General features: G+C 72.9%; 22 protein-coding genes. 14 read left to right on the top strand and 8 right to left on the bottom strand.

Annotated elements, in window-relative coordinates; all coding sequences use genetic code 11:
• Positions 1 to 274: 274 nt before the first annotated feature.
• The 3 genes from ACFWJ4_RS00735 (at position 275) to ACFWJ4_RS00725 (ending at position 2,939) form a co-directional block, all read left to right on the top strand.
• The gene (locus tag ACFWJ4_RS00735) at positions 275 to 1,210 is read left to right on the top strand and encodes an aldo/keto reductase (protein ID WP_380538086.1); all 936 of its coding nucleotides are present in this window, start codon (positions 275 to 277) and stop codon (positions 1,208 to 1,210) included.
• An 80-nt stretch (positions 1,211 to 1,290) separates the two neighbouring features.
• Entirely contained in the window at positions 1,291 to 1,878 is a 588-nt protein-coding gene (locus ACFWJ4_RS00730; RefSeq protein WP_380537943.1) for a TetR family transcriptional regulator, read from the top strand.
• A 107-nt stretch (positions 1,879 to 1,985) separates the two neighbouring features.
• Positions 1,986 to 2,939 carry an ADP-ribosylglycohydrolase family protein gene (locus ACFWJ4_RS00725; protein WP_380537941.1) on the top strand — a complete coding sequence of 318 codons (954 nt, stop codon included), beginning with the start codon at positions 1,986 to 1,988 and terminating at the stop codon, positions 2,937 to 2,939.
• Here the strand turns inward: ACFWJ4_RS00725 and ACFWJ4_RS00720 are convergent.
• Positions 2,926 to 3,189 carry a GlsB/YeaQ/YmgE family stress response membrane protein gene (locus ACFWJ4_RS00720; RefSeq protein WP_380537939.1) on the bottom strand — a complete coding sequence of 88 codons (264 nt, stop codon included), beginning with the start codon at positions 3,187 to 3,189 and terminating at the stop codon, positions 2,926 to 2,928. The genes ACFWJ4_RS00725 and ACFWJ4_RS00720 overlap by 14 nt on opposite strands.
• Positions 3,190 to 3,395: 206 nt before the next feature.
• A complete protein-coding gene (locus ACFWJ4_RS00715) occupies positions 3,396 to 3,662 on the bottom strand; it encodes a GlsB/YeaQ/YmgE family stress response membrane protein (RefSeq protein WP_355254305.1) in 267 nt (88 codons plus the stop codon).
• A gap of 269 nt (positions 3,663 to 3,931) precedes the next feature.
• Between ACFWJ4_RS00715 and ACFWJ4_RS00710 the strand changes: the two genes are divergently transcribed.
• On the top strand, positions 3,932 to 5,179 hold the full coding sequence (locus ACFWJ4_RS00710) for a glycosyltransferase (RefSeq protein WP_380537937.1): 1,248 nt from the start codon (positions 3,932 to 3,934) through the stop codon (positions 5,177 to 5,179).
• A gap of 125 nt (positions 5,180 to 5,304) precedes the next feature.
• Here the strand turns inward: ACFWJ4_RS00710 and ACFWJ4_RS00705 are convergent, their stop codons facing one another.
• The 4 genes from ACFWJ4_RS00705 to ACFWJ4_RS00690 form a co-directional block, all read right to left on the bottom strand.
• Positions 5,305 to 6,861, bottom strand: a complete 1,557-nt coding sequence (locus ACFWJ4_RS00705; RefSeq protein ID WP_380537935.1) for an NCS1 family nucleobase:cation symporter-1 — start codon at positions 6,859 to 6,861, stop codon at positions 5,305 to 5,307.
• A gap of 198 nt (positions 6,862 to 7,059) precedes the next feature.
• On the bottom strand, positions 7,060 to 8,073 hold the full coding sequence (locus tag ACFWJ4_RS00700) for a TIGR03842 family LLM class F420-dependent oxidoreductase (protein WP_380537933.1): 1,014 nt from the start codon (positions 8,071 to 8,073) through the stop codon (positions 7,060 to 7,062).
• A gap of 170 nt (positions 8,074 to 8,243) precedes the next feature.
• Positions 8,244 to 9,692: a dihydropyrimidinase gene (gene hydA, locus ACFWJ4_RS00695; protein WP_359900481.1), complete on the bottom strand. Its 1,449-nt coding sequence runs from the start codon at positions 9,690 to 9,692 to the stop codon at positions 8,244 to 8,246.
• Between the two features lie 11 nt (positions 9,693 to 9,703).
• Positions 9,704 to 10,546: a nitrilase-related carbon-nitrogen hydrolase gene (locus ACFWJ4_RS00690; protein ID WP_359900480.1), complete on the bottom strand. Its 843-nt coding sequence runs from the start codon at positions 10,544 to 10,546 to the stop codon at positions 9,704 to 9,706.
• Positions 10,547 to 10,978: 432 nt separating this feature from the next.
• Between ACFWJ4_RS00690 and ACFWJ4_RS00685 the strand changes: the two genes are divergently transcribed.
• The 10 genes from ACFWJ4_RS00685 to ACFWJ4_RS00640 all read left to right on the top strand — a co-directional run bounded on the left by ACFWJ4_RS00685 (position 10,979) and on the right by ACFWJ4_RS00640 (position 22,828).
• Positions 10,979 to 14,170, top strand: coding sequence for a hypothetical protein (locus ACFWJ4_RS00685; RefSeq protein ID WP_380537931.1), 3,192 nt, complete (start codon positions 10,979 to 10,981; stop codon positions 14,168 to 14,170).
• 162 nt (positions 14,171 to 14,332) lie between these two features.
• A complete protein-coding gene (locus tag ACFWJ4_RS00680; RefSeq protein ID WP_107086570.1) occupies positions 14,333 to 14,410 on the top strand; it encodes a putative leader peptide in 78 nt (25 codons plus the stop codon).
• 196 nt (positions 14,411 to 14,606) lie between these two features.
• Positions 14,607 to 15,284, top strand: coding sequence for a cysteine dioxygenase (locus ACFWJ4_RS00675; RefSeq protein WP_380537929.1), 678 nt, complete (start codon positions 14,607 to 14,609; stop codon positions 15,282 to 15,284).
• Entirely contained in the window at positions 15,278 to 15,664 is a 387-nt protein-coding gene (locus tag ACFWJ4_RS00670; protein WP_359900474.1) for a rhodanese-like domain-containing protein, read from the top strand. Before ACFWJ4_RS00675 ends, ACFWJ4_RS00670 begins: the two co-directional genes overlap by 7 nt.
• 215 nt (positions 15,665 to 15,879) lie before the next feature.
• A complete protein-coding gene (locus ACFWJ4_RS00665; RefSeq protein WP_380537928.1) occupies positions 15,880 to 17,148 on the top strand; it encodes an ABC transporter ATP-binding protein in 1,269 nt (422 codons plus the stop codon).
• Positions 17,135 to 17,806, top strand: coding sequence for an ABC transporter permease (locus ACFWJ4_RS00660; protein WP_359900470.1), 672 nt, complete (start codon positions 17,135 to 17,137; stop codon positions 17,804 to 17,806). Before ACFWJ4_RS00665 ends, ACFWJ4_RS00660 begins: the two co-directional genes overlap by 14 nt.
• On the top strand, positions 17,803 to 18,480 hold the full coding sequence (locus ACFWJ4_RS00655) for an ABC transporter permease (protein WP_359900468.1): 678 nt from the start codon (positions 17,803 to 17,805) through the stop codon (positions 18,478 to 18,480). Before ACFWJ4_RS00660 ends, ACFWJ4_RS00655 begins: the two co-directional genes overlap by 4 nt.
• Before the next feature lie 45 nt (positions 18,481 to 18,525).
• Positions 18,526 to 19,473, top strand: coding sequence for an ABC transporter substrate-binding protein (locus ACFWJ4_RS00650; protein WP_380537926.1), 948 nt, complete (start codon positions 18,526 to 18,528; stop codon positions 19,471 to 19,473).
• A 185-nt stretch (positions 19,474 to 19,658) separates the two neighbouring features.
• Positions 19,659 to 20,228, top strand: a complete 570-nt coding sequence (locus ACFWJ4_RS00645; RefSeq protein WP_380537924.1) for a hypothetical protein — start codon at positions 19,659 to 19,661, stop codon at positions 20,226 to 20,228.
• 542 nt (positions 20,229 to 20,770) lie between these two features.
• A complete protein-coding gene (locus ACFWJ4_RS00640; protein WP_380537923.1) occupies positions 20,771 to 22,828 on the top strand; it encodes a glycosyl hydrolase family 18 protein in 2,058 nt (685 codons plus the stop codon).
• 182 nt (positions 22,829 to 23,010) lie between these two features.
• Here ACFWJ4_RS00640 and ACFWJ4_RS00635 read toward each other — a convergent pair whose 3' ends face one another.
• Together ACFWJ4_RS00635 and ACFWJ4_RS00630 are read right to left on the bottom strand one after the other, a co-directional pair.
• Entirely contained in the window at positions 23,011 to 24,339 is a 1,329-nt protein-coding gene (locus ACFWJ4_RS00635) for a multidrug effflux MFS transporter (RefSeq protein ID WP_380537921.1), read from the bottom strand.
• A 287-nt stretch (positions 24,340 to 24,626) separates the two neighbouring features.
• Complete coding sequence (locus tag ACFWJ4_RS00630; RefSeq protein WP_359900458.1) at positions 24,627 to 25,109, bottom strand: hypothetical protein; 483 nt, start codon at positions 25,107 to 25,109, stop codon at positions 24,627 to 24,629.
• Positions 25,110 to 25,180: the final 71 nt, after the last annotated feature.

Genomic DNA, 25,180 nt, shown 5'->3' with positions numbered 1-25,180 from the left:
GACCGTCCGGGGAACTGCGGCGGGGGTGGCTGATCCAGGGGGCGTTCGTCCGAACAAATGACAACAGACAGAGTTCAACTTTCAGATAACAGACGACAGCGAACAGATTTTGAAATCTGTTCGCTGTCGTGCCACAGTGGGATCCGGGCCACCCTGCCCCCGCCTCCCGGCGCCGCACCCGCCCCTTGGAGTCCCCGTGTCCCCGCATACCCGCCCCGCCCAGCGCACCCTCGGCACCACCGGGCCGGTCACCTCGGCCCTCGGCCTCGGCTGCATGGGCATGTCCGACCTGTACGGCCCGGCCGACGAGGCCGAGAGCATCGCCACCATCCACGCGGCCCTCGACGCCGGAATCACCCTCCTCGACACCGGCGACTTCTACGGCATGGGCCACAACGAGCTGCTGATCCACGAAGCGCTGCGCGGCCGCGACCGCGAGAGCGTGCAGATCAGCGTGAAGTTCGGCGCCCAGCGCGGCCCCGACGGCCAGTGGCTCGGCTACAGCACGAGCCCCGCCGCCACCAAGACCGCGCTCTCCTACACCCTGCGCCGCCTGCGCACCGACCACATCGACGTCTACCGCCCGGCCCGTCTGGACCCGGACGTCCCGATCGAGGAGACCGTCGGCGCCATCGCCGACCTGGTGAAGGCCGGCTACGTCCGCCACATCGGACTCTCCGAGGTCGGCGCCGACACCCTGCGCCGGGCCGCCGCCGTCCACCCGATCAGCGACCTCCAGATCGAGTACTCGCTGCTCTCCCGCTCGATCGAGGCCGCCGTCCTGCCCGCCGCCCGCGAGCTCGGCATCGGCATCACCGCGTACGGCGTGCTCTCCCGCGGCCTGCTCAGCGGCCACTGGGACCGGGAACGCGCCCTCGCCGGCACCGACTTCCGCAGCCACAGTCCGCGCTTCCAGGGCGAGAACCTGGCCCACAACCTGGCGCTGGTCGAGGCCCTGCGCGAGATCGCCGCCGCGCGGGGCGCGACCGTCGCCCAGGTCGCCATCGCCTGGGTGGCCTCGCGCGGGCAGGACGTCGTCCCGCTGGTCGGCGCCCGCCGCCGGGACCGTCTGACCGAGGCCCTCGGCGCGCTCGACGTCACGCTGACCGGGCCCGACCTCGCCGCCGTCGAGGCCGCCGTACCCGCCGGCGCCGCCGCAGGCGACCGGTACGCTGCCGCACAGATGGCCCACCTGGACAGCGAGCACTGACCGCACCACCGGCGCCGACGCCGACGCCGCACGACCCAAACGCACGACCCGACCGCACGACCCAAAGGACGGACCTCCCCGTGACCACGGACACCACACTCACCGCCGAGCAGATCCTGATCGCGGCGGAGGACGTCCTCCGGCGGTTCGGCCCGGCCAAGGCCACCGTCGTGGACGTCGCCCGCATCCTCGGCGTCAGCCACAGCAGCGTCTACCGGCACTTCCCCAGCAAGGCCGCGCTGCGCGAGGCGGTCACCCAGCGCTGGCTGGACCAGGCGCACCACGAGCTGGCGACCGTCTCCAACGAGGGCGGCCCCGCCTCCGAGCGGCTGCACCGCTGGCTGAGGACACTGTTCACGGCCAAGCGGAAGAAGGCGCTGGACGACCCGGAGCTGTTCGCCACCTACATGGTGCTGGTCGAGGAGAACAGCGGCCTGGTGAACGCCCATGTCGACACCCTGGTCGACCAGATCGCGCAGATCGTCACGGACGGCACGGAGCGCAAGGAGTTCAAGCTCGCCCACATCCGCAACACCGCCCGCGCCGTCTTCGACGCCACCGGCCCCTTCCACGACCCGGCCTACGCGTCCACCTGGTCCACGCCCGGGGTCGACGACCGGTTCGAGGCCGTCTGGAAGCTCGTCCTCGGTGGCCTGAAGGTGAAGTGACGGTACGTCAGTACGCGGGGCGCCGGCGAGCGGCGGGAAATCCTTTCGCCGGCGCCCCGCCCGTCGGGCAGACTGCCGCGCACAGTTGATCTCACTCGGAGGATGACATGCGTGCGGCCCGCCCGGTCCTGGACAGCCTGGAGGGACTCGCCCTCGGCGATGCCTTCGGCGACCGCTGGTTCTCGGTCCCGCCGGACGAGGCACCCGCCGCGCTGGCCGCCCGCCTGGTCCGGCGCGCGCCCTGGCACTGGACCGACGACACCGCCATGGCGCTCGTGCTGGTCCGCCACCTGCTCGGTGCGGGAGAGGTCCGGCCGGACGCGCTCGCCCGGGAGTTCGCCGCCGAGTACGCCCGCGAGTACGGCCGCAAGTACGGCCCGTCGATGCACCGGGTCCTGCGCGGGATCGGCGCCGGCGGAGACTGGCGCGCCATCACCGCGGGCCAGTTCGAGGGTCAGGGCTCGCACGGGAACGGCGCCGCGATGCGGGTCGCCCCGCTGGGGGCCTGGTTCGCCGACGACCTCGACACGGTGGTTCGGCAGGCCGAACTGCAGGCGCTCACCACCCACTTCCACCCGGAGGCGGTCGCCGGCGCGGTGGCGGTCGCCCTCGCGGCGGCGCTGGCGGTCCGGAGCCGGGGCGGAAGCCCGCCCGGCCGGGCCGAGTTGCTGACCGAGGTCGCCGGACGGCTGCCGGACTGCGAGGTCCGCTCCGGGCTGCGGATCGCCGCCCGGCTGCCCGGGCACACCAGCGTCCGGCACGCCGCCACCGTGCTCGGCTCGGGGACGCTGATCTCCGCCCCGGACACCGTGCCGTTCGCCCTCTGGTCCGCGGCCGGGCACCTGGACTCGCTGCCCGAGGCCGTCTGGCACACCCTGGAGGGCTGGGGCGACAAGGACACCACCTGCGCCATCGCCGCCGGCGTGGTCGCCGCCCGGACCGGACTCGCGGACGTACCGCCCGGCTGGCTCGCCGCCCGCGAGTCGCTCCCGGACTGGGTCGCCGAGGCGTCCGGGGCGTCCGGGGCCGCCGGCCGCGGGCCGGTGGTCAGCGGCGGGTGATGAAGCGGAACACCTTGTAGGCGAGGAGCAGGACCATCGCGCCGCCGATCGCCGACACCCAGGTCGTGATGTCGAGGAAGCTCACCTGCACCGCCCCGTGCATCCAGTTCGAGACGATCCAGGTGCCGATGTAGGAGCCGGTGATCCCGATCAGGGTGCTGCCGATCAGGCCGCGCTCACCCCTCGACATCGCCATCCTGGCCAGCGTCCCCGACACCAGGCCCAGCACGATCCACGCCATCCAGCTCATCCGCCGCCCCTTGCGTCATCGGTGTGACGACCCCGTCGAGCCCCCGGGTCCGACCGGAAGGACGTACGAGAGCCCCGCACCGTTCCAGCGCCCGGAAGGACCGGTGCGAACCGGCCATCCGGGCGCGGCCGCTCCGGGCGGCGGAACCCCTCACGGCAGGCCGTCCCATGGCCTCCCGGGTGCCGGTGACGGAACGAACCCGGCCGTCAGCGGCGCGAGTTACCGAACAGCAGCCGGTAGACGATCAGCAGTACCAGGGCGCCGCCGATCGCCGACACCCAGGTCGCGGCGTCGAAGAAGTGCGCGGTGACCGAGCGGTGCAGGAAGTGCGACGCGATCCAGCCGCCGACGAACGATCCGGCGATGCCGATCAGGGTGGTCACGATCAGGCCGCCCGGGTCCTTCCCCGGCAGCAGCAGCTTGGCCAGCGCACCCGCCAGCAGGCCCAGCACGATCCACGCGACGATGCTCATCCCGACATCCCCTCCCGTCCGCGGCGCCCCGGGCCCCGTCCCGTGCGCTCTGCCCGGAAGGACGCCTCCGCCCGCCACCCGGTTCCGCCGCCCGGTTCGGCCGCCCGGCCCACCGCAGGGATCGGACGGCGGCAGCTACGGGGTCCGCCACGTGGTCAGCCACGGCGCCCGCCACCTGCAGGCCGGCATTCGATACCGGTCGGCGGGGCCGGACCGCCCCCGCGCGTGGCGCCCTTCCTGCCCGCCGCCGACGCCGAAATACTGCGACCATGCGCATCCTGATCGCCACCGCCGGCTCACGGGGCGACGTGGCCCCCTTCACCGGGCTCGGCGTCCGCCTGCGGGCGGCCGGACATCAGGTGGCCGTCGCGACCCACGACACCTTCGCCGGGCCCGTCCGGGCCGCCGGGCTGGAGTTCCGCCCGCTACCGGTCGACCCGCGCGCCGAACTCGCCTCCGCCGAGGGGCGGCGCCTGCTGCGGGCCGGCACCGGACCGAGTGGAATCTTGCAACTCCTGCGGCTCGCCAGGAGGTTCATGCCGGCACTCGGCGAGGGCATCGCCGATGCCACGGCGCTCGGCACCGATCTGCTGCTGACCACCAGCACCACCAGCGCGCTCGGCCAGGTCGCCGCCGAGGCGGCCGGCATCCCCAGCATCGGGCTGTACCTCCAGCCCCTCTCCCCCACCCGGGAGTTCGCGCCCGCCGTCACCGGCACCCGGTCGCTCGGCCGGTCCGGCAACCTGCTGGCGGGGCACGCCGTCCAGGCCGCGACGGACCAGCTCTTCGGGCCGGCCGTCCGCGGGCTGCGGCAGCGGCTCGGCCTGCCGCCACTCGGCGTCGCCCGGGCCCGTCGCAACCACCCCGTCCTGCACGGCTTCTCGCCGCTGGTGGTGCCCCGGCCCGCCGACTGGCACCCCCGGCTGGACGTGGCGGGCTACTGGTGGCCGCCCGAGCGGCCGGACTGGACACCCCCGGACCGGCTGCTCGACTTCCTCGCCGCCGGACCGCCGCCGGTCTTCGTCGGCTTCGGCAGCCTGGTCGTCCCCGACCCCGAGCGGCTCACCGCCACCGTCCTCGCCGCCGCCCGCGCCGCCCGGGTGCGCCTCCTCCTCCAGTCCGGCTGGAGCGAACTGGCCGCCGGGGACTCGGACTCCGTCCTGACCATCGGCGACACCCCGCACGACTGGCTCTTCCCCCGCACCGCCGCCGTGGTCCACCACGCGGGCGCCGGAACCACGGCGGCCGCCCTCCGCTCCGGGACTCCCACCGTCCCCGTGCCCGCCCAGCTCGACGCACCGTTCTGGTCCGCCCGGCTGGCCCTGCTCGGCGTCTCCCCCGGCCCCGTCCCGCTGCGCACCCTGACCCCCGCCCGCCTCGCCACCGCCCTCCGCCTGACCCTCGACGACCCCCGCTACCGCGCCCGCGCCAGGGCCGTCGCGGCGGCCCTGGCCGGTGAGGACGGCACCGCGAAGGTCCTCGCCGCCGTCGACCGGGCGGCGGCAGCGGCCGGGTGAGGAGCGACCGGCGGCCGGCAGGCGGCAGGTGGCAGGCGGCAGGTGGCAGGCAACGGACGACAGCGAACAGCCGACAGCCAACAGCTGACAGATTTCAAAATCTGTCAGCCGTTCGCCGTCATCCGTCAGCCCTCCCCCGCCCGCGCAACTCCCCTCCCGAACAGCCCGCTCAGCCCCAGGTACACCACGGCCGCCGCCGCGAGCCCAACGGCCCAGCCGTAATCGGCGAGCGGCTTGAGGACGGGGATCAGGCCGTCCGCCGGGAACGGCCCCTGCTTCGCCCCACCGGCGTCAAGGGTGGAGTACGAGCCGCCGACCGCCAGCACGCCGCCCACCAGGAGCGCCGTGACGGCCCTCCAGTTCCAACCGGCCGCGTACCAGTACGCCCCGCCCGGCCGGTACAGCTCGGCGAGCCGGAGGCGGGTGCGACGCAGCACCCAGTAGTCGGCGATCAGCACTCCGCCCACGGTGCCGAGCAGGCCGCCGACCACGCCCAGCCAGGTGAAGATGTACACGTGCGGGTCGGAGATCAGCCGCCACGGGAGGATCGCGATCCCGACCACCCCCGTGATCAGCGCGCCGGTCCGGAAGCCGACGAGGCGGGGCAGCAGGTTGGCGAGATCGTAGGCGGGCGACACGACGTTGGCTGCGATGTTCACCGACAGCGTCGCGACCAGCACGGTCAGCAGCGCGAACAGGATGCCGACCGGGTTCTCCATCTTGGCGGCCAGCTGGATCGGATCCCACACCGGCACCCCGTAGACCGCCTCGGAGCCAGAGGTGACCAGCACGGACAGGAACGCGAAGAGCGTCATCGTGGTCGGCAGGCCGAGCGCCTGCCCGCGTATCTGGGCCCGCTGACTGCCGCCGAAGCGGGTGAAGTCGGGGATGTTCAGCGCGAGCGTGGACCAGAAACCGATCATGCCCATCAGCGCCGGGAAGAAGACTTTCCAGAAGCCGCCGCCCCACCCCAGCCTGGACGGCTGGTCGAGCAGCGGCCCGAGCCCGCCCGCCTTGACGGTGATCCACACCAGCAGGGCGAGCGCGCCGAGGATGACGAACGGCGCCGCCCAGTTCTCGAACCGCCGCAGGGCCTCCATCCCCCGCGCGATGATGGCCATCTCGATCAGCCAGAACAGCAGGAACGAGAGCCACTGGGTCCACGGGTGTCCGCCGAACTCACCGGCGGTGCGCCAGGATTCACCGAGCAGTTTGCCGGCCAGCAGGAAGATGCCCTCACCGCCGATCCAGGTCTGGATGCCGAACCAGGCGCAGGCCACCGCCGCCCGCAGCAGGGCCGGCAGGTTGGCGCCGCGCAGCCCGAACGAGGCGCGGGCGAAGACCGGGAACGGGATGCCGTACTTGGTGCCTGCATGCCCGGTGAGCAGCATCGGGACCAGCACGACGAGGTTGGCGAGTGCGATGGTCAGCACCGCCTGCTTCCAGTCCATGCCGAGCGCGACCAGGCCCGAAGCCAGGGTCCAGGACGGGATGTTGTGGGCCATGCCGACCCAGAGCGCGAGGAAGTTGTACGTGGTCCAGGTGCGCCGCGCCACCGGGACCGGCCGCAGGTCGTCGCTGGTGAATCCATTGGTGGGCAACTGTCCGTCGGTCGGGCCGAGTTCGACCCGGCCGTCGGAGTGATGCAGCTGTCTGCTGCCGCTGGTTTCGGTTCCGGACACGGACAACTCCCGTCCGCCACGGCCGAATCCGCGGCCGGGCTCAGGTTGGGGTCAGGGGCGGGTTCACAAGCGGGTTCACGGTCAGCTTCACAGGCAGCTTCACGGGCAGGTTCACGGCCGGGTTCACAGACAGGCGCACAGGATGGTTCACGATCGGCGGCACGGGCAGGACGTCACACGGAACTGCGCGGACTGGCGTCACAGGTGCGGGATGACGTCCGTCCCGTACGCGTCGATGGTGGCCTCGATGGCGTCGTGCATGGCGTAGACGGCGAACTGGTCGACGCCGAGCGAGCGGAGCTCCGCCAGCCGGGCCCGGTGCGCCTCCGCCGGGCCGATCAGGCAGAAGCGGTCGACGATCTCGTCCGGGACGAAGGCCGTGTCCGGGTTCCCGGCCCGCCCGTGGTGGCTGTAGTCGTAGCCCTGCCGGTCCTTGATGTAGTCGGTGAGCGCCTCCGGCACCAGGTCGGAGTGCTCGCCGTAGTGGCTGACCAGGTCGGCCACGTGGTTGCCCACCATCCCGCCGAACCAGCGGCACTGCTCCCGGGCGTGGGCGAGCGCCTCGGGCGAGTCGTCGGCGGTGACGTAGGCCGGGGCGGCGACGCAGACGGTGACCGAGTCCGGATCCCGGCCGGCCTCGACGGCGGCGGCCCGCACTGCCTTGACCATGAACTCGGTGAGGTAAGGATCGGCCAGCTGCAGGATGAAACCGTCGGCCTGACGGCCCGTCAGGTTCAGTGCCTTCGGGCCGTACGCCCCCATCCAGATCGGCAGCGACGCGCCGGAGCGAACCCACGGCAGGTGCATCTCGGTGCCGTCCACCTCGGCGGTGCGCCCCTCGGCCAACTCCTTGATGGCGTACATGGCTTCGGAGAGCCGGGCGAGGGTGGCGGGGCGTCGTCCGGCGACCCGCATGGCGGAGTCGCCGCGGCCGATGCCGCAGACGGTCCGGTTGCCGTACATGTCGTTGAGCGTGGCGAAGGTGGAGGCGGTCACCTCCCAGGTGCGGGTTCCGGGGTTGGTGACCATCGAGCCGACGGTCATCCGCTCGGTCTCGGCGAGGATCCGGCTGTAGATGACGAAGGGCTCCTGCCACAGCACGCAGGAGTCGAAGGTCCAGCCGTGGCTGAAACCGGCCTGCTCGGCGCGGATCATCCGGTCGATGAGCAGCCGGGCGGGCGGGTCGGTCTGAAGGACGAGGCCGATGTCCATGGAGGGCTCCAGGTAAGGGTTCTGCCCGCCGCCGACCGGCCACCGACCGGATCGGAGCGGCGAGCGGACAGCGGTCGGACGGCGAGCGGTGAAACGGCGAGCGATGGAACGGCGAGCAGGCGGCGCCAGGTGACGCCGCACGGCGGAAGGGGCGGGAAGCGGGAGAGGACTCAGACCAGGTACTGGCAGGTGTCCCGGCGCAGGAAGGCGCCGTGGCCGGCCCGGCCGAGCCAGGCGCCGTCGTCCAGCACGACGGTGCCGCGCGACATCACCGTCCTTGCCCGGCCGGTGAGTCGGCGGCCCTCGTAGGCCGAGTAGTCCACGTTCATGTGGTGGGTCGCGGCGGAGACGGTCTGCACCGCGGTGGGGTCGTAGACCACCAGGTCGGCGTCGGCGCCCGGGGCGATCGTGCCCTTGCGCGGGTGCAGGCCGAACATCCGGGCCGGGGTGGTGCAGGCGATCTCGACCCAGCGGCGCCGGCTGATGTGCCCGTCCACCACGGCCTGGTGGAGCAGGTCCATCCGGTTCTCGACGCCGGGCAGGCCGTTGGGGATCTTCGAGAAGTCACCCCGGCCCAGCTCCTTCTGGCCGACGAAGCAGAACGGGCAGTGGTCGGTGGAGACCACCTGGAGGTCGTTGGTGCGCAGCCCGCGCCAGAGCGCCTCCTGGTGCTCGCGCGGCCTGAGCGGCGTGCTGCACACGTACTTGGCGCCTTCGAAGCCGTCGGCGCCCTCCTCGGCGAGGTTGTCGGTGGAGAGGAAGAGGTACTGCGGGCAGGTCTCGCCGAAGACGTTGAGGCCGGTGTCCCTGGCCTGGGCGATTTCGGCGAGCGCGGCGGCGGCGGAGACGTGCACCACGTAGAGCGGGCTGCCGGCCACCTGGGCGAGCTTGATCGCCCGGTGGGTGGCCTCCGCCTCCAGCAGTTCGCGGCGGACCTCGCCGTGGTAGCGGGGGGCGGTCCTCCCGGCGGCGAGCGCCTGCTCGACCAGGACGTCGATGGCGATGCCGTTCTCCGCGTGCATCATGATCAGCCCGCCGTTGGCGGCGCCGCGCTGCATGGCGCGCAGGATGCGGCCGTCGTCGCTGTAGAAGACGCCGGGGTAGGCCATGAAGAGCTTGAAGGAGGTGGACTCGCCGGAGTCCACGAGGGCGTCCATCTCCTTCAGCACGGCGTCGTTGACGTCGGAGACGATGGTGTGGAAGGCGTAGTCGATCGCGCAGTTGCCTTCGGCCTTGGCGTGCCAGGCGTCCAGGCCCTCGCGCAGCGAGCCGCCGACCGGCTGGACGGCGAAGTCCACGATGGTGGTGGTGCCGCCCCAGGCGGCGGCCCGGGTGCCGGTCTCGAAGGTGTCGGAGGCCGCGGTGCCGCCGAACGGCAGTTCCATGTGGGTGTGGGCGTCGACGCCGCCCGGGATGACGTAGTGGCCGGTGGCGTCGATGACGGTGTCGGCGGTCCAGGCCCCGGCGGCGGAGCTGCCGGTGGCGGCGAGGGCGGCGATGCGCTCGCCCTCGATCAGGACGTCGGCGTGGACCTCCTCGGTCGCGGTGATGACGAGGCCGCCGCGGACGACGGTGCGCTGGTGCGGGTCGCGGGCGGCCCGCACGTCGTTGGTGGTCATCGCGCTGCTCCTCACGCCTCGGCGAGCGGTCCGTAGGCGTCGGGCCTGCGGTCGCGGTAGAACGCCCACTGCTGGCGGACCTGCTCGATCAGGCCGAGGTCGAGGTCGCGGACGACGAGTTCCTCCTCCTTGTCGGAGGCGACGTCGCCGACGAACTGGCCGCGCGGGTCCACGAAGTAGGAGGTGCCGTAGAAGTCGTTGTCGCCGTACTCCTCGGTGCCGACGCGGTTGATCGCGGCGACGAAGTACTCGTTGGCGACGGCGGCGGCGGGCTGTTCGAGCTGCCAGAGGTAGGCGGACAGGCCGCGGCTGGTGGCCGAGGGGTTGTAGACGATCTGCGCGCCGGCCAGGCCCAGGGCGCGCCAGCCCTCGGGGAAGTGGCGGTCGTAGCAGATGTACACGCCGACCTTGCCGACGGCGGTGTCGAACACGGGCCAGCCGAGGTTGCCGGGCTTGAAGTAGTACTTCTCCCAGAAGCCCTTGACCTGCGGGATGTGGTGCTTGCGGTACTTGCCGAGGTAACTGCCGTCGGCGTCGATGACGGCGGCGGTGTTGTAGTAGACGCCGGGCTGCTCCTCCTCGTAGACCGGGACGACCATCACCAGCCCGAGTTCGCGGGCGAGTTCCCGCATCCGGCGCACGGTCGGGCCGTCGGGAACGGCCTCGGCCCAGCGGTAGTGCTCGGCCTCCTGGACCTGACAGAAGTACGGGGAGTTGAAGACCTCCTGGAAGCCGATGATCTTCGCGCCCTGGGCGGCGGCCTCGCGGGCGTACCGCTCGTGGAGCGCGATCATGCTCTCCTGGTCGCCGGTCCAACGGGTCTGGACGAGCGCGGCACGGACGATCTGCGACATGGGTACCTCCGCAACTCCGCGGTCCGGCCGTGCGGTCGGGCCCGCGGTCTGAGGGTTGACGGGGCGGGTCTGACCCGCGGTTCCGCTCGGGGAACCACAGGGTCTACGTGCGTAGAAAGCGACCTGTAGACGGTAGGCCCGGCCTCGGTGGCCTGACAATACGTTGACGGAAACGCGTCTGGGGAGATCTTGTTGCGCGGACACGCGGGTGGTCCGGGGTGCGATGAAAAGACGATCTACCCCGAGAGTGGCCTCCTTACTCGTTCGAGTGAAACCGAACGCCCGAGGTGCGCACATGGCGATGGCCGGGTAAGAGCCGCGTGAACTTCGCTGTGGATCACGATGGACCGTCAGTCCTCGCTGGTTTCATACGAGTTCGACGGCTCGGTCACGGGGGATCGAGGCGACCGAGCGGGGGTGACGATGGCGGTGGTGCGGAATTCCGCAGCGGAAGCGGCGGAAACTGCGGGAGCAGCAGGCACGGCGGGAGGCGAGGCGGGAGGCGCGGTTCCGGCCGGTACGACGGCGGGCGGAAGCTCCGCGGCTCGGTCGCCCGCGCTGCCCGCCTGGGCCGGCCTGCTGCTCGCCCTCGGCGCACTGGTCCCGGTCGTCCTCGGCGGGCTGCTGTTCCGGCACCGGGCACCGCACGTGCGGGACATCGCCCTCCAACTGGCCGGTTCCCGTGCGGCCGCAGAGGCGGTGGTCGGGGGGCGCGTCGCGGACCACCTGGCCGCACTGCGAGCCGACGGCTGGCTGATCGGCGGCTACGCGCTGACGCTGCTCGCCACCGCACTGCTCGGTGGGTACCTGCTCGGACCGGCACGCCGACGGCTGCCGGCGCTCGCGGTCGGCGGCGCCGGACTGCTGGCGGCCTGCTGCGACCTCGGCGAGGACGCGTTGCTGCGCGCAGGGCTCGACGGCCTCCGCCCCGGCACGGGCGGCTCCGACACCCCCTTCGCCGCCGCCACCGCGCTCGCCACCGTCAAATGGCTGCTGCTCCTGCCCGCCGGGGCGGTCGCGGCAGGGCTCCTGGTGGTGACCGCCACCCGCGCCGTACGCGGGCTCCGGCCGGCGCGGGCGAGCGCGAAGGCCCACGGCACCGACTCCCCCGAGCGCCCGGCGCTGATCCCGCCCTGGCCGATCGCCACCCGGCACGGCGCCCCACCGGCCGCCGCCGCGTCTCCGGACGCCCACGGCCCGCCGGGCGCCCGGGACACCCCGGTCCGGCACGCCCGCTGGCGCGACGCCGCCCGGGTGCCGCCCGGCCGCGAACCCGCCGAACTCGGCTTCTGCGCCTCCGGCGGCGGCATCCGCTCGGCCTGCGTCACCCTCGGCGCGCTCCAGTCGCTGCGGCCCTGGCTGAAACGGGCCCGCTACCTCGTCTCCGTCTCGGGCGGCGGCTACACCGTCGGCGCGCTCCAGCTCGCGCTCAGCGACTCGGCGCCCGGCAGTCCGGTGCACGCCGTCTCGGGCCTGACGGCCGACACCGTGATGGAACCCGGCTCCCCCGAGGAGGACCACCTCCGCCGGCACGGCAAGTACGTCGCCGACGGCGCCGGCGAGTGGCTGGTCGCCCTCGGGACGCTGCTGCGTGGCGTCCTGTCGGCGCTCACCCTGCTGCTGGCCGCCGTCCTGACGCTCGGCCTCGGGCTCAGCCGCTGCTACCGAGCCGTACCGCTCACCGACCTGAGCCACCTGGCGGCCGCCGGGCTGCGCCACACCGACGCCGTACCGGGCCCGTTGGAGTTCCGGGTGCCCGCGCTCGCCGCCCTCGGCGTGCTGCTGGCCACGGCCGCCGGGTGCTGGCTGCTCTGGCTGCTGGCCTTCCCGTCGCTCGGCTGGCAGGCGCTGCTGCCGCGCGCCCTGCGCCGGGCCAACCTCGGCCTCCTCGGGCTGGCCGCCCTGCTGGCCGTCGGGGTGCTGGCGGTGCCGGAGCTGGCCTGGGGCGCGGTGCGGCTGCAGCAGGCGCTGGCGGCCGGGCCGCAGCTGACCGGCGCGGGTCTCGGCCTGACCGTGGCACTCAGCTACCTGGCGCTGCTGCTCGGCATACTCTGGCGCGACCGCCGGTCACCCGGCCGGGGTGCCACCCCGCCGGGCACGGCGGACGGCGGCACCGGTCACGGTGCGGGCCGTCCCCGCGGCGGTCGTGCCGCCGGACTGCCCCAGAGCCTCGTGGTGTGGTCCGCCCTCCTGGCGCTGACGGCCGGTGCGCTGCTGGCCCTCGGCTGGGCGGTCGCCACCGGGTACGCCTGGCCGACCGCCGTCCAGGTGCTGCTGCCGCTGCTGCTCGGCGCGGTCGGGCTGAACCTCGACCAGACCTGGATGAGCCTGCACCCGTTCTACCGGCTGCGACTGGCCTCGGCGTTCGCGGTCCGGCGCGCCACCGAGGGCGGCCGGTCGGTGGCCCGCCCGTACCACTTCTTCCGGGAGCAGACCTGGCTGAGCCACTACGGCGCCCGGCGCCCCGACTTCCCCCAGGTGATCTTCTCGGCGGCGGCCAACCTGTCGGGCAACTCCCGTACGCCGCCGGGCCGTCCGGCGGTCTCCTTCTCGCTCTCGTACGACTACGTGGGCGGTCCGGACATCGGGTACGCGCGCACCGACCTGCTGGAGCGGCGCACCCGTCCGCACATCGCCCGGGACCTCACCGTGCAGTCGGCGATGGCCGTGTCCGGCGCGGCCTTCTCCTCCGCGATGGGACGGGAATCCCGGGTCCACCAGCGGCTCTTCGCGGTGACCAACGCCCGCCTCGGCACGTGGCTGCCCAACCCGGCGGTGCTCGGCCCGGACTGGTCCGGCCCGCCGGACTGGCGCCGCCCCGCGCAGCCGGCCGTCCGCCGCCTCCCGTACCAACTGCGGGAGCTGATCGGCCGGTTCCCGGCCGACGACCGCTTCCTGCTCACCACCGACGGCGGCCACTACGAGAACCTCGGGCTGGTCGAGCTGCTGCGGCACCGGGTGGGCACGGCGGTCTGCATCGATGCCAGCGGGGACGCGGGCTACGCCGTCAAGCTGGCCGCCGCGATCACCCTGGCCCGCGAGGAGCTGGGCGTCGTCATCACCCTGCACGAGCCCGAACTGCTGATCCCCGGCAGCGCCGCCGACCGGCCCACCGACCGACCCGCCGGGGGCGGCGGTGCGGACGACGGCGCGAAGGACCGCACGAACGACCGCGCGGGCCGCCGGCCTCCCTTGCGCGGGCTCGCGGCACAGCTTTCCGCCCGGCTCTCGGCCCGGGCGGTGATCACCGGGGACATCCGCTACCCGGACCTGGACGAGGGGCCCGGGGCAGTCCGGCACGGCCGGCTGGTCGTCCTCCAGGCGGTACTGACCCCCGACATGCCGTACGAGCTGCACGCCTACGCGATGGCGAACCGGGCCTTCCCGAACGACCGCACCAGCGACCAGTGGTTCGACCACCAGCAGTTCGACGCCTACCAGACACTCGGCCGCCACCTGGGCGAGCAGGCCGCGCCCCTGGTCGAACAGGCACTGGCCGACCAGGCACTGGCCGGACCGGTGCCGGGCGCCAGCGGGTCGGTGCCCGCACAGCCGACGGGCGACACCGCGTCGGCGCCGCCCGCCACGGGTCCACCGGTTCCGCGCCACCTGGTCGAGGAGTAGAGGTCGAGGAGTGGACGAGGGACGGTCGAGAAGGGCGGTCGAGGAGTGCTCGAAGGGCGGTCCGACCGGCGGCCGACGGGTCCGCCCGGCACCGGCAACGGGCGGCGGCGGGCCGTCGGCTCGGCTTGACTTCGTCCGGTTCGCTCGGGAAAGATCCGGCGCATGGACTCCGGCGCCACTCTGGTCTGCCGCCTGCACGTCGATCTGCGACGCCAGGCGAGTTCCATCTGTGCCTGTTGACCTTGCTCTCCCCCGCCGGTCCCGCCCTGTGACGTCCGCCAGGTCCCGCGCCGCGCACCCGCACCCGCAGTTCTGACTCCTGCCCCGCCCCGGCGCACCCGTTCGTGCCGAGCCGCTCCGTCGGCCCGCGCCCGTCCGACGCCGCCGGACGCCGGGCGCTTCCCGCCGACGTTCCCGCCGCACCCGAGGACGCCCCATGAGCCCGAGCCCGAGCATCAGCCGCCACACCCGCCCGGCCATCGGCCCCGAAGCCGACATCGACACCGATACCGATACCGACACCGGCACCGACACCGGTGCCATCCCCACCGCCGGCATCACCACCGCCGACACCCTCGGCACAACCACCGCCGCCGGCTCCGCGAGCCCGGCGAGCGCCCCCGAGCCACCACCGCCGCCGCCCGCCGGGGACACCCCCGCGCCGCTCACCCCCAGCACCCTGCGGACCATCGTCCGCGAGCTGGCCGAGCGGCCCGACAAGTGGATCCACCACGTCCGCCTCTCCACCGAGGAGCGCTGGTACCGCCGCCTGGCGGCCGACGAGGACCACGAGGTGTGGCTGATCAGTTGGCTGCCCGGCCAGTCCACCGGCTTCCACGACCACGGCGGCTCGCGCGGCGCCTTCACCGTCGCCCTCGGCGAGTTGGAGGAGCTGTCCCTCGGCGGCCCGGAGCAGGGCCTGCTGATCCGGCGGATCCCGGCCGGCACCGCCCGCGCCTTCGGCCCCGAGTACGTGCACGACGTGCGCAACACCGCCGTCGGCCCTGCCGTCACCCTGCACGCCTACTCGCCGCCGCTGAGCTCGATGGCGCACTACGACCTGCGGGCCGGCGGGCTCGTCCGCACCTCCGAGGAAGGACCGGAACAATGGTGACCACGATCGACGACCTGGTGGAGCGGGCCCGGCAGGGCGTGCACCGGCCGCGCGCCCGCGAGGCCTACCAGGCCCAGTTGGACGGCGCGCTGCTGGTGGACATCCGTCCGGCGGCGCAGCGGGCGGCCGAGGGGGAGATCCCCGGCTCGCTGATCATCGAGCGCAATGTGCTGGAGTGGCGGCTCGATCCGACGGGCAGTCACCGGATCCCCGAGGCCTCGGGCTACGACGTCGAGGTGATCGTGGTCTGCTCCGAGGGCTACGCCTCCAGCCTGGCCGCCGCTTCCCTGCGCGAGCTGGGGCTGCACCGGGCGACCGACCTGGACGGCGGTTTCGTGGGCTGGGCGGCCTCCGGTCTGCCGACCCGTCAGGGCGGCTGAGGTCGCAGTCCCACCGCGTGCCGGGCGGTAAATCAAGGACAGGAGATGATGCAGGTCATAGTCTGATCAGAGTTTCCGCCGGTCCAAAGCTGGGCAGCCACGCGGGCGGAAGTACGCCCGGGCGCTTGAAACCGCCGTCACCGAACGACCCGACCGAACGACCGAACGACCCAGGCGCCGCCTCCCCGGGGGCGCCCTGACGAGGAAACTCCCACGTGATCAGATTCGAGGGCGCCGGAAAGCGCCACCCCGACGGCACCGTCGCGGTCGAGGGCCTGGACCTGGAGGTCCCGACCGGTCGGATAACCGTCCTGGTCGGCCCGTCCGGCTGCGGAAAGACCACCCTGCTGCGCATGGTCAACCGAATGGTCGAGCCCACCTCGGGCCGGGTCCTGCTGGACGACACGGACGTCGCGAAGCTGGAACCCGCCAAGCTGCGCCGTGGCATCGGGTACGTGATCCAGCAGGCCGGGCTCTTCCCGCACCGCAAGGTGATCGACAACATCGCCACCGTCCCCTACCTGCTCGGCTGGGACCGCAAGAAGGCCCGCGCCCGCGCCGCCGAACTGCTCGAACTGGTCGGACTCGCACCGGAGACCGCCAAGCGGTACCCGTTCCAGCTGTCCGGCGGCCAGCAGCAGCGGGTCGGCGTGGCGCGGGCGCTGGCCGCCGACCCGCCGGTGCTGCTGATGGACGAACCGTTCAGCGCGGTCGACCCGGTGGTGCGGGCCGGGCTCCAGGAGGAGCTGCTGCGGCTCCAGTCCGAGCTGCACAAGACGGTGCTGTTCGTCACCCATGACATCGAGGAGGCCGTCCGGCTCGGCGACCAGGTGGTGGTGCTCCGCGAGCGCGGACGGATCGCCCAGCTGGCCGACCCGCACACCCTGCTCACCACCCCCGCCGACGAGGGCGTGGCCGCCTTCCTCGGGCGCGACCGGGGCCTGCGCGGCCTCGGCCTGCGCGCCGCCCGGGCCGTCGAGCTCCGCCCGGTGGGCGACGGACTCCGTTACGGGGGCTGGGAGTTGGCCCTGGACGACGAGCGCCGCCCGATCGGCTGGATCGACCGCGACGCCGTCGTCGCCGAACTCCGGCCGACGGCCGGCTTCCACCCGGACACCGACACCCTGCGCACCGCGCTGGACGCCGCCGTCCTCTCCCCCGCCGGGGTCGCCGTGGCGCTGGACGCCGACGGCCGGGTCACCGGCACCGCGAGCCGCGAGGCCGTCCTCGCCGCGCTGCGGCCCGACGCCTCCGGTTCGCCGGCCGCCGATGCCCCCGTCCGCATCGACAAGCCCCCGATCGCCGGGAGCCACGCGGACGACGCGAGCGACACGAGCGGCACCGGCCTCACCGGCCTCACGAGCGGCACCGGCCTCACCGGCCTCACGAGCGACACCGGCCTCACCGGCCTCACGAGCGACACCGGCCTCACGGACGGCACGGACGGCACGGACGGCACGGACGGAGCCGATGGTGGACGATGAACCGATCGTCCGCTGGTACTGGATCGGCGATCACCTCGGCTACCTCGGCCACCTGCTCGCCGACCACGCCGTGATCGCCCTCGTCCCCGTGCTCATCGGCCTGCTGCTGGCCGTCCCGCTCGGCCTGGCCTGCGCCCGCTACCCCCGGCTGTACCAGCCGCTGTCCGCCGTGTTCAACATCGTCTACGCGCTGCCCTCGCTGGCCGTGTTCGTGGTGCTGATCCCGTACACCGGCCTCGCCACCCAGGCGACCGTGATGATCCCGCTCACCTTCTACGCCCTCGCCGTGCTGCTGCCGACCACCGTGGACGGACTGCGCGCCGTCCCGGACGCCGTCCGGCAGGCCGCGACCGCGATGGGGTACGGGCCGTGGCACCGGCTGACCTCGGTCGAGCTGCCCGCCGCCGTGCCGTACCTGATCGCCGGACTGCGGGTCGCCGCGGTGTCCAGCATCTCGCTGGCGAGCGTGGGTGCGCTGGTCGGCCGCGGCGGGCTCGGCTACCTGTTCGTCGACGGCTTCCAGCGCACCTTCCCCACCCCGATCGTGGCCGGCATCGCGCTGATCGCCGTCCTGGCACTGGCCGTCGACCTGCTGCTGGTCACCGCCCGGCGGCTGCTCGCGCCCTGGGCCGTCCGGGAGAAGGGAGCCGGCTCGTGAACTGGCTGAACTGGCTGGGCGACTTCTTCACCGCCCCGGACCACCTCAGCGGGCCGGACTCGATCGCGCACCGGGTCGCCGAGCACCTGCTGCTCTCCGGCGAGGCCCTGCTGTGCGCGACGCTGCTCGCCGTCCCGCTCGGGCTGTTGATCGGCTACACCGGGCGCGGCGTCACCGTGGTGACCGCGTTCGCGGGCGCCGCCCGCGCCCTGCCCACCCTCGGCCTGGTGACGCTGGCCGTGCTGCTCGCCGGGGTCGGTGACACCGCCGTGCTGATCCCGCTGGTCGCCCTCGCCGCGCCGCCGTTGCTGGTGGCCGCCGTCGAGGGGGTGCGCGGCACCGACCCGGACGTCCGGGACGCCGCCCGCGGCATCGGGCTGACCCACCCCCAGGTGCTGCGGCAGGTCTGCCTGCCCTCGGCCGCGCCGACCCTGCTGGCCGGCTTCCGCACCGCGACCGTGCAGGTGATCGCGACCGCCACGGTGGCCGCCTACGTCGGTCTGGGCGGCCTCGGCCGCTACGTCATCGACGGGCTGGCGACCCGCCAGTACGCCGTGACCGTGGGCGGCGCGCTGCTGGTGGTGCTGCTCGCGGTCGCCGCCCAGCTGTTCTTCGCCCTGCTCGCCCGGTTCGCGCTCCCGCCCGGGGTGCGCGCCCAGCAGCGGCCCCACTGACGTCCGTCTCCCCTCACCTCCCGTTCCGGAAGGACATTTGTCATCATGTCGACAATCAACCGAAGCCGTCGCGCCGTCGTCCTCGGCACCCTCGCCGCGCTCGCCCTCGGCGCCACCGCCTGCGGATCCTCCGGCGGGGACCCGCTCGGCGGGGGGTCGAGCGCCTCGGCCCCGGCAGGCGGCTCGGGTGGCTCAGGCGGCTCAGGGTCGACGGTCGTGGTCGGCTCGGCCAACTTCCCGGAGAACGTCCTGCTCGGGTCGATCTACTCGCAGGCGCTCAAGGCCAAGGGCGTCAAGGTCCAGGAGAAGTTCAACATCGGCAGCCGCGAGGTGCTCTACGGACAGCTGCAGAGCGGCAACCTGACCGTCCTGCCGGAGTACAACGGCTCGCTGCTCGCCTACCTGGACCCCAAGTCCACTGCCGCCACCACCCAGGACGTGAACGCGGCGCTCACCACGACGCTGCCCGCCTCGCTGGGCCTCCTCGAATCGTCCCCGGCCGAGGACAAGGACTCGCTCAGCGTCACCCAGGAGACGGCCGACAAGGACAGCCTCAAGAGCATCGCCGACCTTGCCGCCAAGGCCGGCGAGTTCACCATCGGCGGGCCGCCGGAGTTCAAGAACCGTCGCGAGCAGCAGCTCAAGGACGTCTACGGACTGACCTTCAAGGAGTGGAAGCCCACCGCCGACACCACCGCGAACGCGCTCAAGGACGGCAACATCCAGGTCGGCAACGTGTTCACCACCGACCCGAAGATCGCTCAGTACAAGCTCGTCCCGCTGGCCGATCCGAAGAACATCTTCGGCGCGCAGAACGTCACCCCGCTGGTCTACAAGGCGGGCGTGGACGCGACCGCGACGGCGGCGCTCAACGCGGTGTCCGCCAAGCTCGACACCGCCGGGCTGGTGGCTCTGATGAAGCGCGTTTCGGTGGACAAGGAGGACCCGTCGGCGGTCGCCAAGGACTGGCTGAAGTCCAACGGGCTCGGCTGACGGCGGTCCGGCGCGGACGCCGCGGACGCCCGTGAATGCCTGCGGACGCCCGCGGACGCCCGCGGATCGTGAACGCGGCGGCCCGGAGGAGTTCCCTCCGGGCCGCCGCCCGCCGTTCCGGCGATCCTCCTGAGCCACGGGAGACACCTTCCCTTCCATGCCGCGAACATGACACTCTGGGCGCCATGCGCACTCGTCTCCTCGCCGCCACCCTCACGGCACTCGCCGCGGTGAGCCTCGCAGCCTGCTCCAGCTCCGGATCGGGCTCGGGCTCGGACAAGGCCACCTCCGCGGCCGGCTCCCCCACCGCCTCCGCCGCATCGACCCCCGCGCCCTCCGACTCCGCCACCACACCCGCGGCTCCCGCGCCCGGCTCGGCCGCCCCCACGACCGACGGTGCCACCGGCGCTCCCGCCCCCGACGCCGGCACCTCGGGAGCCCCCGCACCGACCAAGCCCGCCCCGCCCACCGACGCCGGACTGCCCGCCAAGCCGGGCACCGACCTGGCGACCAAGCTGGTGTCCGCGCTGGACGCGATCGACCCGGCGATCGTCGGCGGCAAGCCGGACCAGGCCGTGGACCGGGCGCGCAACCAGTGCCAGTCGATGTACCAGTTCCCCAAGGACAAGCAGAAGCTGGTCGACCTGGCCAACCAGCGCTTCACCTCCGCCGACCACCCGCAGGGCTTCGGCCCGGACACCGCCGCGAAGATCAACGAGGCGCTGCTCGCCACGCTCTGCCCGCCGTCCCGCTGACTCCGGCCACTGATCCAGGCCACCGATCCGGGCCGACAGGTCCACGGATCCGCGACACCATGAACCGCCCGGTGTCCTGAGCGCCGGGCTGCCGTGGCCGCACCCCTTTCCGGGGTGCGGCCACGGTCTTCTCGTTTCGGGGCCTCTCGCTGTCACCGGCACCGACTCCAGCACCGACACCGACCCCCCTCCCGCCCCCTTTCACCACGCGGACCGTGTGCTGACGAACTGTTAGGTCTCTTGACAGACCAGTGGTCTAGTCCAAACATAAGCATGTCGATCCGACCGGGATGCACTGTGGGGGTGTGACCACCGGCGGCTGAGGCACTGCCCTGCCATGTTCCGCTCCACCCCCGCTCCGTACGGCGCGCATGCGCACGCCGCCCGCGTCCGCGCGAGCCGGTGGGCGTTCGCACGCCCGCACGCCCGTACTCCCGATATCCGCCCCGGTCCCGGGATCGCGGCCGACCTCACTCGGCCGCCCTGCCCGGACCGACCGCACCTCCCCAACGTCCTGCCCCACCAAGTCTGTTGGAGAATCCATGCGCCTTCGCAGAACAGTCCAGGCCGTGTTGACGGCCTGCGCCACACTGGCCGCCTCGGCCGGCCTGGTCGCCGCGGGGACGAGCTCCGCCCAGGCCGCCGCCCCGCTGCCCAGCCGGGTCTTCGCCCCCTACTTCGAGTCCTGGACCGGCCAGAGCCCGGCCCAGCTGGCCGCCCAGTCCGGCGCCAAGCACCTGACCATGGCGTTCCTCCAGGCCGCCACCAAGGGCTCCTGCACGCCGTACTGGAACGGCGACACCTCCAAGCCGGTGTCCTCCTCCACCTTCGGCGCCGACATCGCGACCATCCGCGCCAACGGCGGGGACGTGATCCCGTCCTTCGGCGGCTACACCGCCGACAACACCGGCACCGAGCTGGCCGACAGCTGCACCGACGTCAACCAGATCGCGGCCGCTTTCGAGAACGTGATCACCACCTACGACGTCAGCCGGATCGACCTCGACATCGAGGACAACTCGCTCACCAACAGCGGCGGGATCGACCGCCGCAACAAGGCGATCAAGCTCGTCCAGGACTGGGCGGCCACCAAGGGCCGGACCATCCAGTTCTCCTACACCCTGCCGACCACCCCCTCCGGACTGGCCGACAGCGGCCTCGCGGTGCTGCGGAACGCGGTCAGCAACAACGCGCGGATCGACGTCGTCAACATGATGACCTTCGACTACTACGACAACGCCACCCACGACATGGCGGCCGACACCCAGACCTCCGCGCAGGGCCTCTACAACCAGCTCGCCAAGCTCTACCCGTCCAAGACCCCCGCCCAGCTGTGGGGTTCGATCGGGATCATCGAGATGATCGGTGTCGACGACTTCGGCCCGGCCGAGACGTTCACCCTGGCCAACGCCAACACCGTGTACAACTGGGCGGTCTCCAAGGGCATCAACACGCTGTCCTTCTGGGCGCTCCAGCGCGACAACGGCGGCTGCCCGGGCACGGCCGGGAACGACAACTGCTCCGGGATCACCCAGAACACCTGGGACTTCAGCCACATCTTCGCGCCGTTCACCAGCGGCTCGACGGTGAACAACGACTTCTCGGTGTCGGCCAGTCCGAACTCCGCCACCGTCACCGCCGGTTCGTCCACCTCGGCGACCGTCGCGACAGCCGTGACGGCGGGCTCGGCGCAGAACGTCAACCTCACGGTCAGCGGAGCCCCGGCCGGCGTCACCGCCACCGTCACCCCCGGCAGCGTCACCGCCGGCAACAGCGCAACGCTCAACATCAGCACCATCTCCGGTGTGACGCCCGGGAGTTACCCGATCACGGTGACCGGTTCGGCGGCCTCCGGAAGCCACACCGGCACCTTCACCCTTAACGTCACCGGCACCCAGCCCGGCAACGACTTCTCGGTCGCCGTGAACCCGAACTCCGGTACGGTCGCGGTCGGTTCGTCCACCTCCGCCGCCATCACGACGGCGACCACCGCGGGCTCGGCGCAGACCGTCAACTTCTCGGTCATCAGCGTCCCGACCATCGGCATCAACGCCACCGTCACTCCTGGCAGCGTCACCACCGGCAACAGCGCCACGCTCAACATCAGCACCACCTCGGCCGCGACTCCGGGCACCTACCAGCTCGGCGTCACCGCCACCGGCCCCTCCGGCAGCCGCACCGCGGCCTACACCCTGACCATCACCGGGGCCGGCCCGACGACCGGCCTGGTCAACGGTGACCTGGAGAGCGGCAGCCTGACCCCGTGGACCTGCCAGAGCGGCGGCGCCGTGGTCTCCACCCCGGTCCACTCCGGCACCAAGGCGCTCCAGGCGGCGGCCACCGCCGGCCAGACCGGCGAGTGCTCGCAGACCGTCACCCTGAAGCCCAACACCAGCTACACCCTGAGCGGTTGGGTGCAGGGCAACTACGCCTACGTCGGCGTCAGCGGCGGCGCCACCGCCAGCGCCTGGACCAGTTCCTCCGGCTGGACCAAGCTGTCCGTCCCCTTCACCACCGGCGCCAACGGCACCGTCACCGTGTACCTGCACGGCTGGTACGGCCAGGGCAACGTGTACGGGGACGACTTCTCCATCGCCTGAGTCCGCTTCGGGTGACGAACGACGAATGACGGATGACAGCTGACAGATTTCATTTTCTGTCAGCTGTCATCCGTCTTCTGTTCGCTGATCCCTGTCCCCTGTTACCTGTTCGCTGTTACCTGTTCGCTGTTATCTGTTCCCTGTCGTCCGTTCGTCGGCGTCCGTTCGCCGCTGTTCGACCGTCAGCCGCCCGCCGCCCGCATCCGCTCCGGCCGGCACAGCGCCAGGTACGCCACCGTCGCCAGCACCCCGCAGACCAGGACCACCAGCGCCAGCAGCACGGCGGACGGCCGACCGCCGAGGCTGCTCAGCGGTGCGACCACCGCACCGCACAGGAAGTTGCCCGTCCCCAGCAGCGCCGACGCCGTGCCCGCCACCTGCGGCTCGACCAGGCCGAGCGCCTGGGCGGCGGTGTTCGGCAGCAGTACCCCGAGGCTGCCCATCATCACGAACAGCGGCGGGCAGAACCCGGCCAGCCCGAAGTCCCACACCGTTGTCAGCAGCACCAGCGCCGCCCCGGCGGCGACCGCCGCCGCGAGGCTGCCCAGCATCAGCGCCCGCTGGGTGAAGCGCGGCGCCAGCACCCGTCCGTTCACCTGGGTCATCACCACGATCGAGAACGAGTTCAGCCCGAACAGCAGGCTGTAGGTCTGCGGCGAGACCTGGTACACGTCCTGGAGGACCGTCGACGACCCGCTGATGTAGCCGAAGAGCGCCCCGAAGGCGAGGGAACTGGTCAGCGCCAGCCCGAGGAACGGCAGGTTGCGCAGCAGCCTCCCCATCGTCCGCAGGGCCGCACCGACCCCACCGCGGTCCCGGGTCTCCGGCGGCAGCGTCTCGCGCAGCACACCGAACGAGACCAGGGTGAGCAGCAGTCCGAGGGCCGTGAGCACGCCGAAGGTGCCGCGCCACGAGGTGAACCGCATCAGCTGCGCACCGATGATCGGGGCGAGGATCGGCGCCAGCCCGGATATCAGGGCGATCGAGGCGAGGAAGCGCAGCAGTGCGACGCCCTGGAAGCGGTCCCGGGAGACGGCGCGCCCGATCACCAGCCCGGCGGAGCCGGCCGCGCCCTGGACGAAGCGGCCGACGATCAGCACCGTCAGGTTCGGCGCGAACACGCACGCCACGCTGGCCAGGGTGTAGAGGACGAGCCCCGCGAGCAGCGGCCGACGGCGCCCGTAGCGGTCGCTGAGCGGCCCGAAGAGCAGCTGACCGGCCGCGACCCCGAGCATCGAGAAGGTCAGGGTGAGCTGGACGGCGGCCGGCTGGGCGACCAGGTCGTCGGCGATCGCGGGCAGGCCCGGGAGGTAGAGGTCGGTGGTGAGCGGGCCGAGCGCGGCGATCCCGCCGAGGGCGGCGATCACGGCCCAGCCGGGCCGGGCCTGGCCGGTGGCGGGGGCTGGGGCCGGGGCCGGGGCGGCAGGGGACTCGGGGTCGGGAGTGGTGGCGGGTGCGGGAGCGGCAGCGGTCGACGTGTCGTCGGTGGGGCCGACGGTCGGGCCGGGCATGGTTCTCCTTACGGACGGGTGACGCGGGGTTCGTTCGCGCTCCGTCCTATCGCAGCCCGGGCCGGTTCCGACAGCGGGGGTGCGCGCTGTTCGGCCGTGAGGGTGCGTCCGGCGGTCGCCCCGCAGCCCGGCCCGGCCCGCACACGACGACGGCCCGCCCGCACCTTCCGGTGCCCGGCGGGCCGTTCCGTTCCGCGCCCCGGGCCGGAGTGGCCGGGAGGAGTCCTCAGCAGTGGTCGGGAGGGCCGGCGCCCGGCCGGCGGGCGCCCCGGGGCCGGTCGCCGGACTCAGCGCTTGGCGACATGCTCGGCGCGCAGCGCCGCCTGCACCGCGGCGCCGTCCTGCCAGGCGTAGAGCTGGTTGCCGGTCAGGGCCACGTTGTAGTGCCCGCAGGTGCCGGTGGCCTTGGTCGCGACGCTCTCGGGGAACCAGCCGGCCTTGAGCGCCTGCGGCACCGGGTGCGCGCTCTTGCCCGGCAGCCCGGCGGTGCAACCGGCGGGCAGCCGGCCCTCCGGGAGGGTGGCGCGCAGCAGGCGGTCGTCGCCCGTGGTGGACATCAGGTACTTCACCCCGGAGGCGTCGTCGGGCAGCCAGGTCGGCATCGACCGGCGGTCCGCCTTGGCCTGGGTGCCGGTCTCGTACGCGCCCTGCTGCTGGTGGTGCTCGTCGTACCAGTCGGACACCCGCGGGCCGATTGCCACAGCCGCCACGGCGACAGCCATGCCGGTACCCGCGACTCCCAGCGCGACCTTGCTCACGATGCCCTTCATGCCCGACTGCCCTCTCCGTGTCGTGACCGATGCGGCCGTTGCCGCTCGTGCCGCTGCCGCTCGTCTTCGCT

Source organism: Kitasatospora sp. NPDC127067 (genome assembly GCF_042724755.1).
Classification (GTDB): domain Bacteria; phylum Actinomycetota; class Actinomycetes; order Streptomycetales; family Streptomycetaceae; genus Kitasatospora; species Kitasatospora lactacystinica.
The sequence above is the reverse complement of the archived record's forward strand: the minus strand, read 5'-3'. Positions and strand labels throughout refer to the sequence as shown.

Bases quoted from the DNA above. Each gene is read 5' to 3' on its own strand.
- ACFWJ4_RS00720 (WP_380537939.1), bottom strand. From the start codon at position 3,189: ATGAGCTGGATGGCGTGGATCGTGCTGGGCCTGGTGTCGGGGACGCTG.
- hydA (WP_359900481.1), bottom strand. From the start codon at position 9,692: ATGACCACCAACGACGTGCGGGCCGCCCGCGACCCGCACCAGCGCACC.
- ACFWJ4_RS00650 (WP_380537926.1), top strand. From the start codon at position 18,526: ATGTCGACAATCAACCGAAGCCGTCGCGCCGTCGTCCTCGGCACCCTC.
- ACFWJ4_RS00715 (WP_355254305.1), bottom strand. From the start codon at position 3,662: ATGAGCATCGTCGCGTGGATCGTGCTGGGCCTGCTGGCGGGTGCGCTG.
- ACFWJ4_RS00660 (WP_359900470.1), top strand. From the start codon at position 17,135: ATGGTGGACGATGAACCGATCGTCCGCTGGTACTGGATCGGCGATCAC.
- ACFWJ4_RS00690 (WP_359900480.1), bottom strand. From the start codon at position 10,546: ATGTCGCAGATCGTCCGTGCCGCGCTCGTCCAGACCCGTTGGACCGGC.
- ACFWJ4_RS00630 (WP_359900458.1), bottom strand. From the start codon at position 25,109: ATGAAGGGCATCGTGAGCAAGGTCGCGCTGGGAGTCGCGGGTACCGGC.
- ACFWJ4_RS00670 (WP_359900474.1), top strand. From the start codon at position 15,278: ATGGTGACCACGATCGACGACCTGGTGGAGCGGGCCCGGCAGGGCGTG.
- ACFWJ4_RS00675 (WP_380537929.1), top strand. From the start codon at position 14,607: ATGAGCCCGAGCCCGAGCATCAGCCGCCACACCCGCCCGGCCATCGGC.
- ACFWJ4_RS00725 (WP_380537941.1), top strand. From the start codon at position 1,986: ATGCGTGCGGCCCGCCCGGTCCTGGACAGCCTGGAGGGACTCGCCCTC.
- ACFWJ4_RS00680 (WP_107086570.1), top strand. From the start codon at position 14,333: ATGGACTCCGGCGCCACTCTGGTCTGCCGCCTGCACGTCGATCTGCGA.
- ACFWJ4_RS00640 (WP_380537923.1), top strand. From the start codon at position 20,771: ATGCGCCTTCGCAGAACAGTCCAGGCCGTGTTGACGGCCTGCGCCACA.
- ACFWJ4_RS00735 (WP_380538086.1), top strand. From the start codon at position 275: ATGGGCATGTCCGACCTGTACGGCCCGGCCGACGAGGCCGAGAGCATC.
- ACFWJ4_RS00635 (WP_380537921.1), bottom strand. From the start codon at position 24,339: ATGCCCGGCCCGACCGTCGGCCCCACCGACGACACGTCGACCGCTGCC.
- ACFWJ4_RS00700 (WP_380537933.1), bottom strand. From the start codon at position 8,073: ATGGACATCGGCCTCGTCCTTCAGACCGACCCGCCCGCCCGGCTGCTC.
- ACFWJ4_RS00645 (WP_380537924.1), top strand. From the start codon at position 19,659: ATGCGCACTCGTCTCCTCGCCGCCACCCTCACGGCACTCGCCGCGGTG.
- ACFWJ4_RS00710 (WP_380537937.1), top strand. From the start codon at position 3,932: ATGCGCATCCTGATCGCCACCGCCGGCTCACGGGGCGACGTGGCCCCC.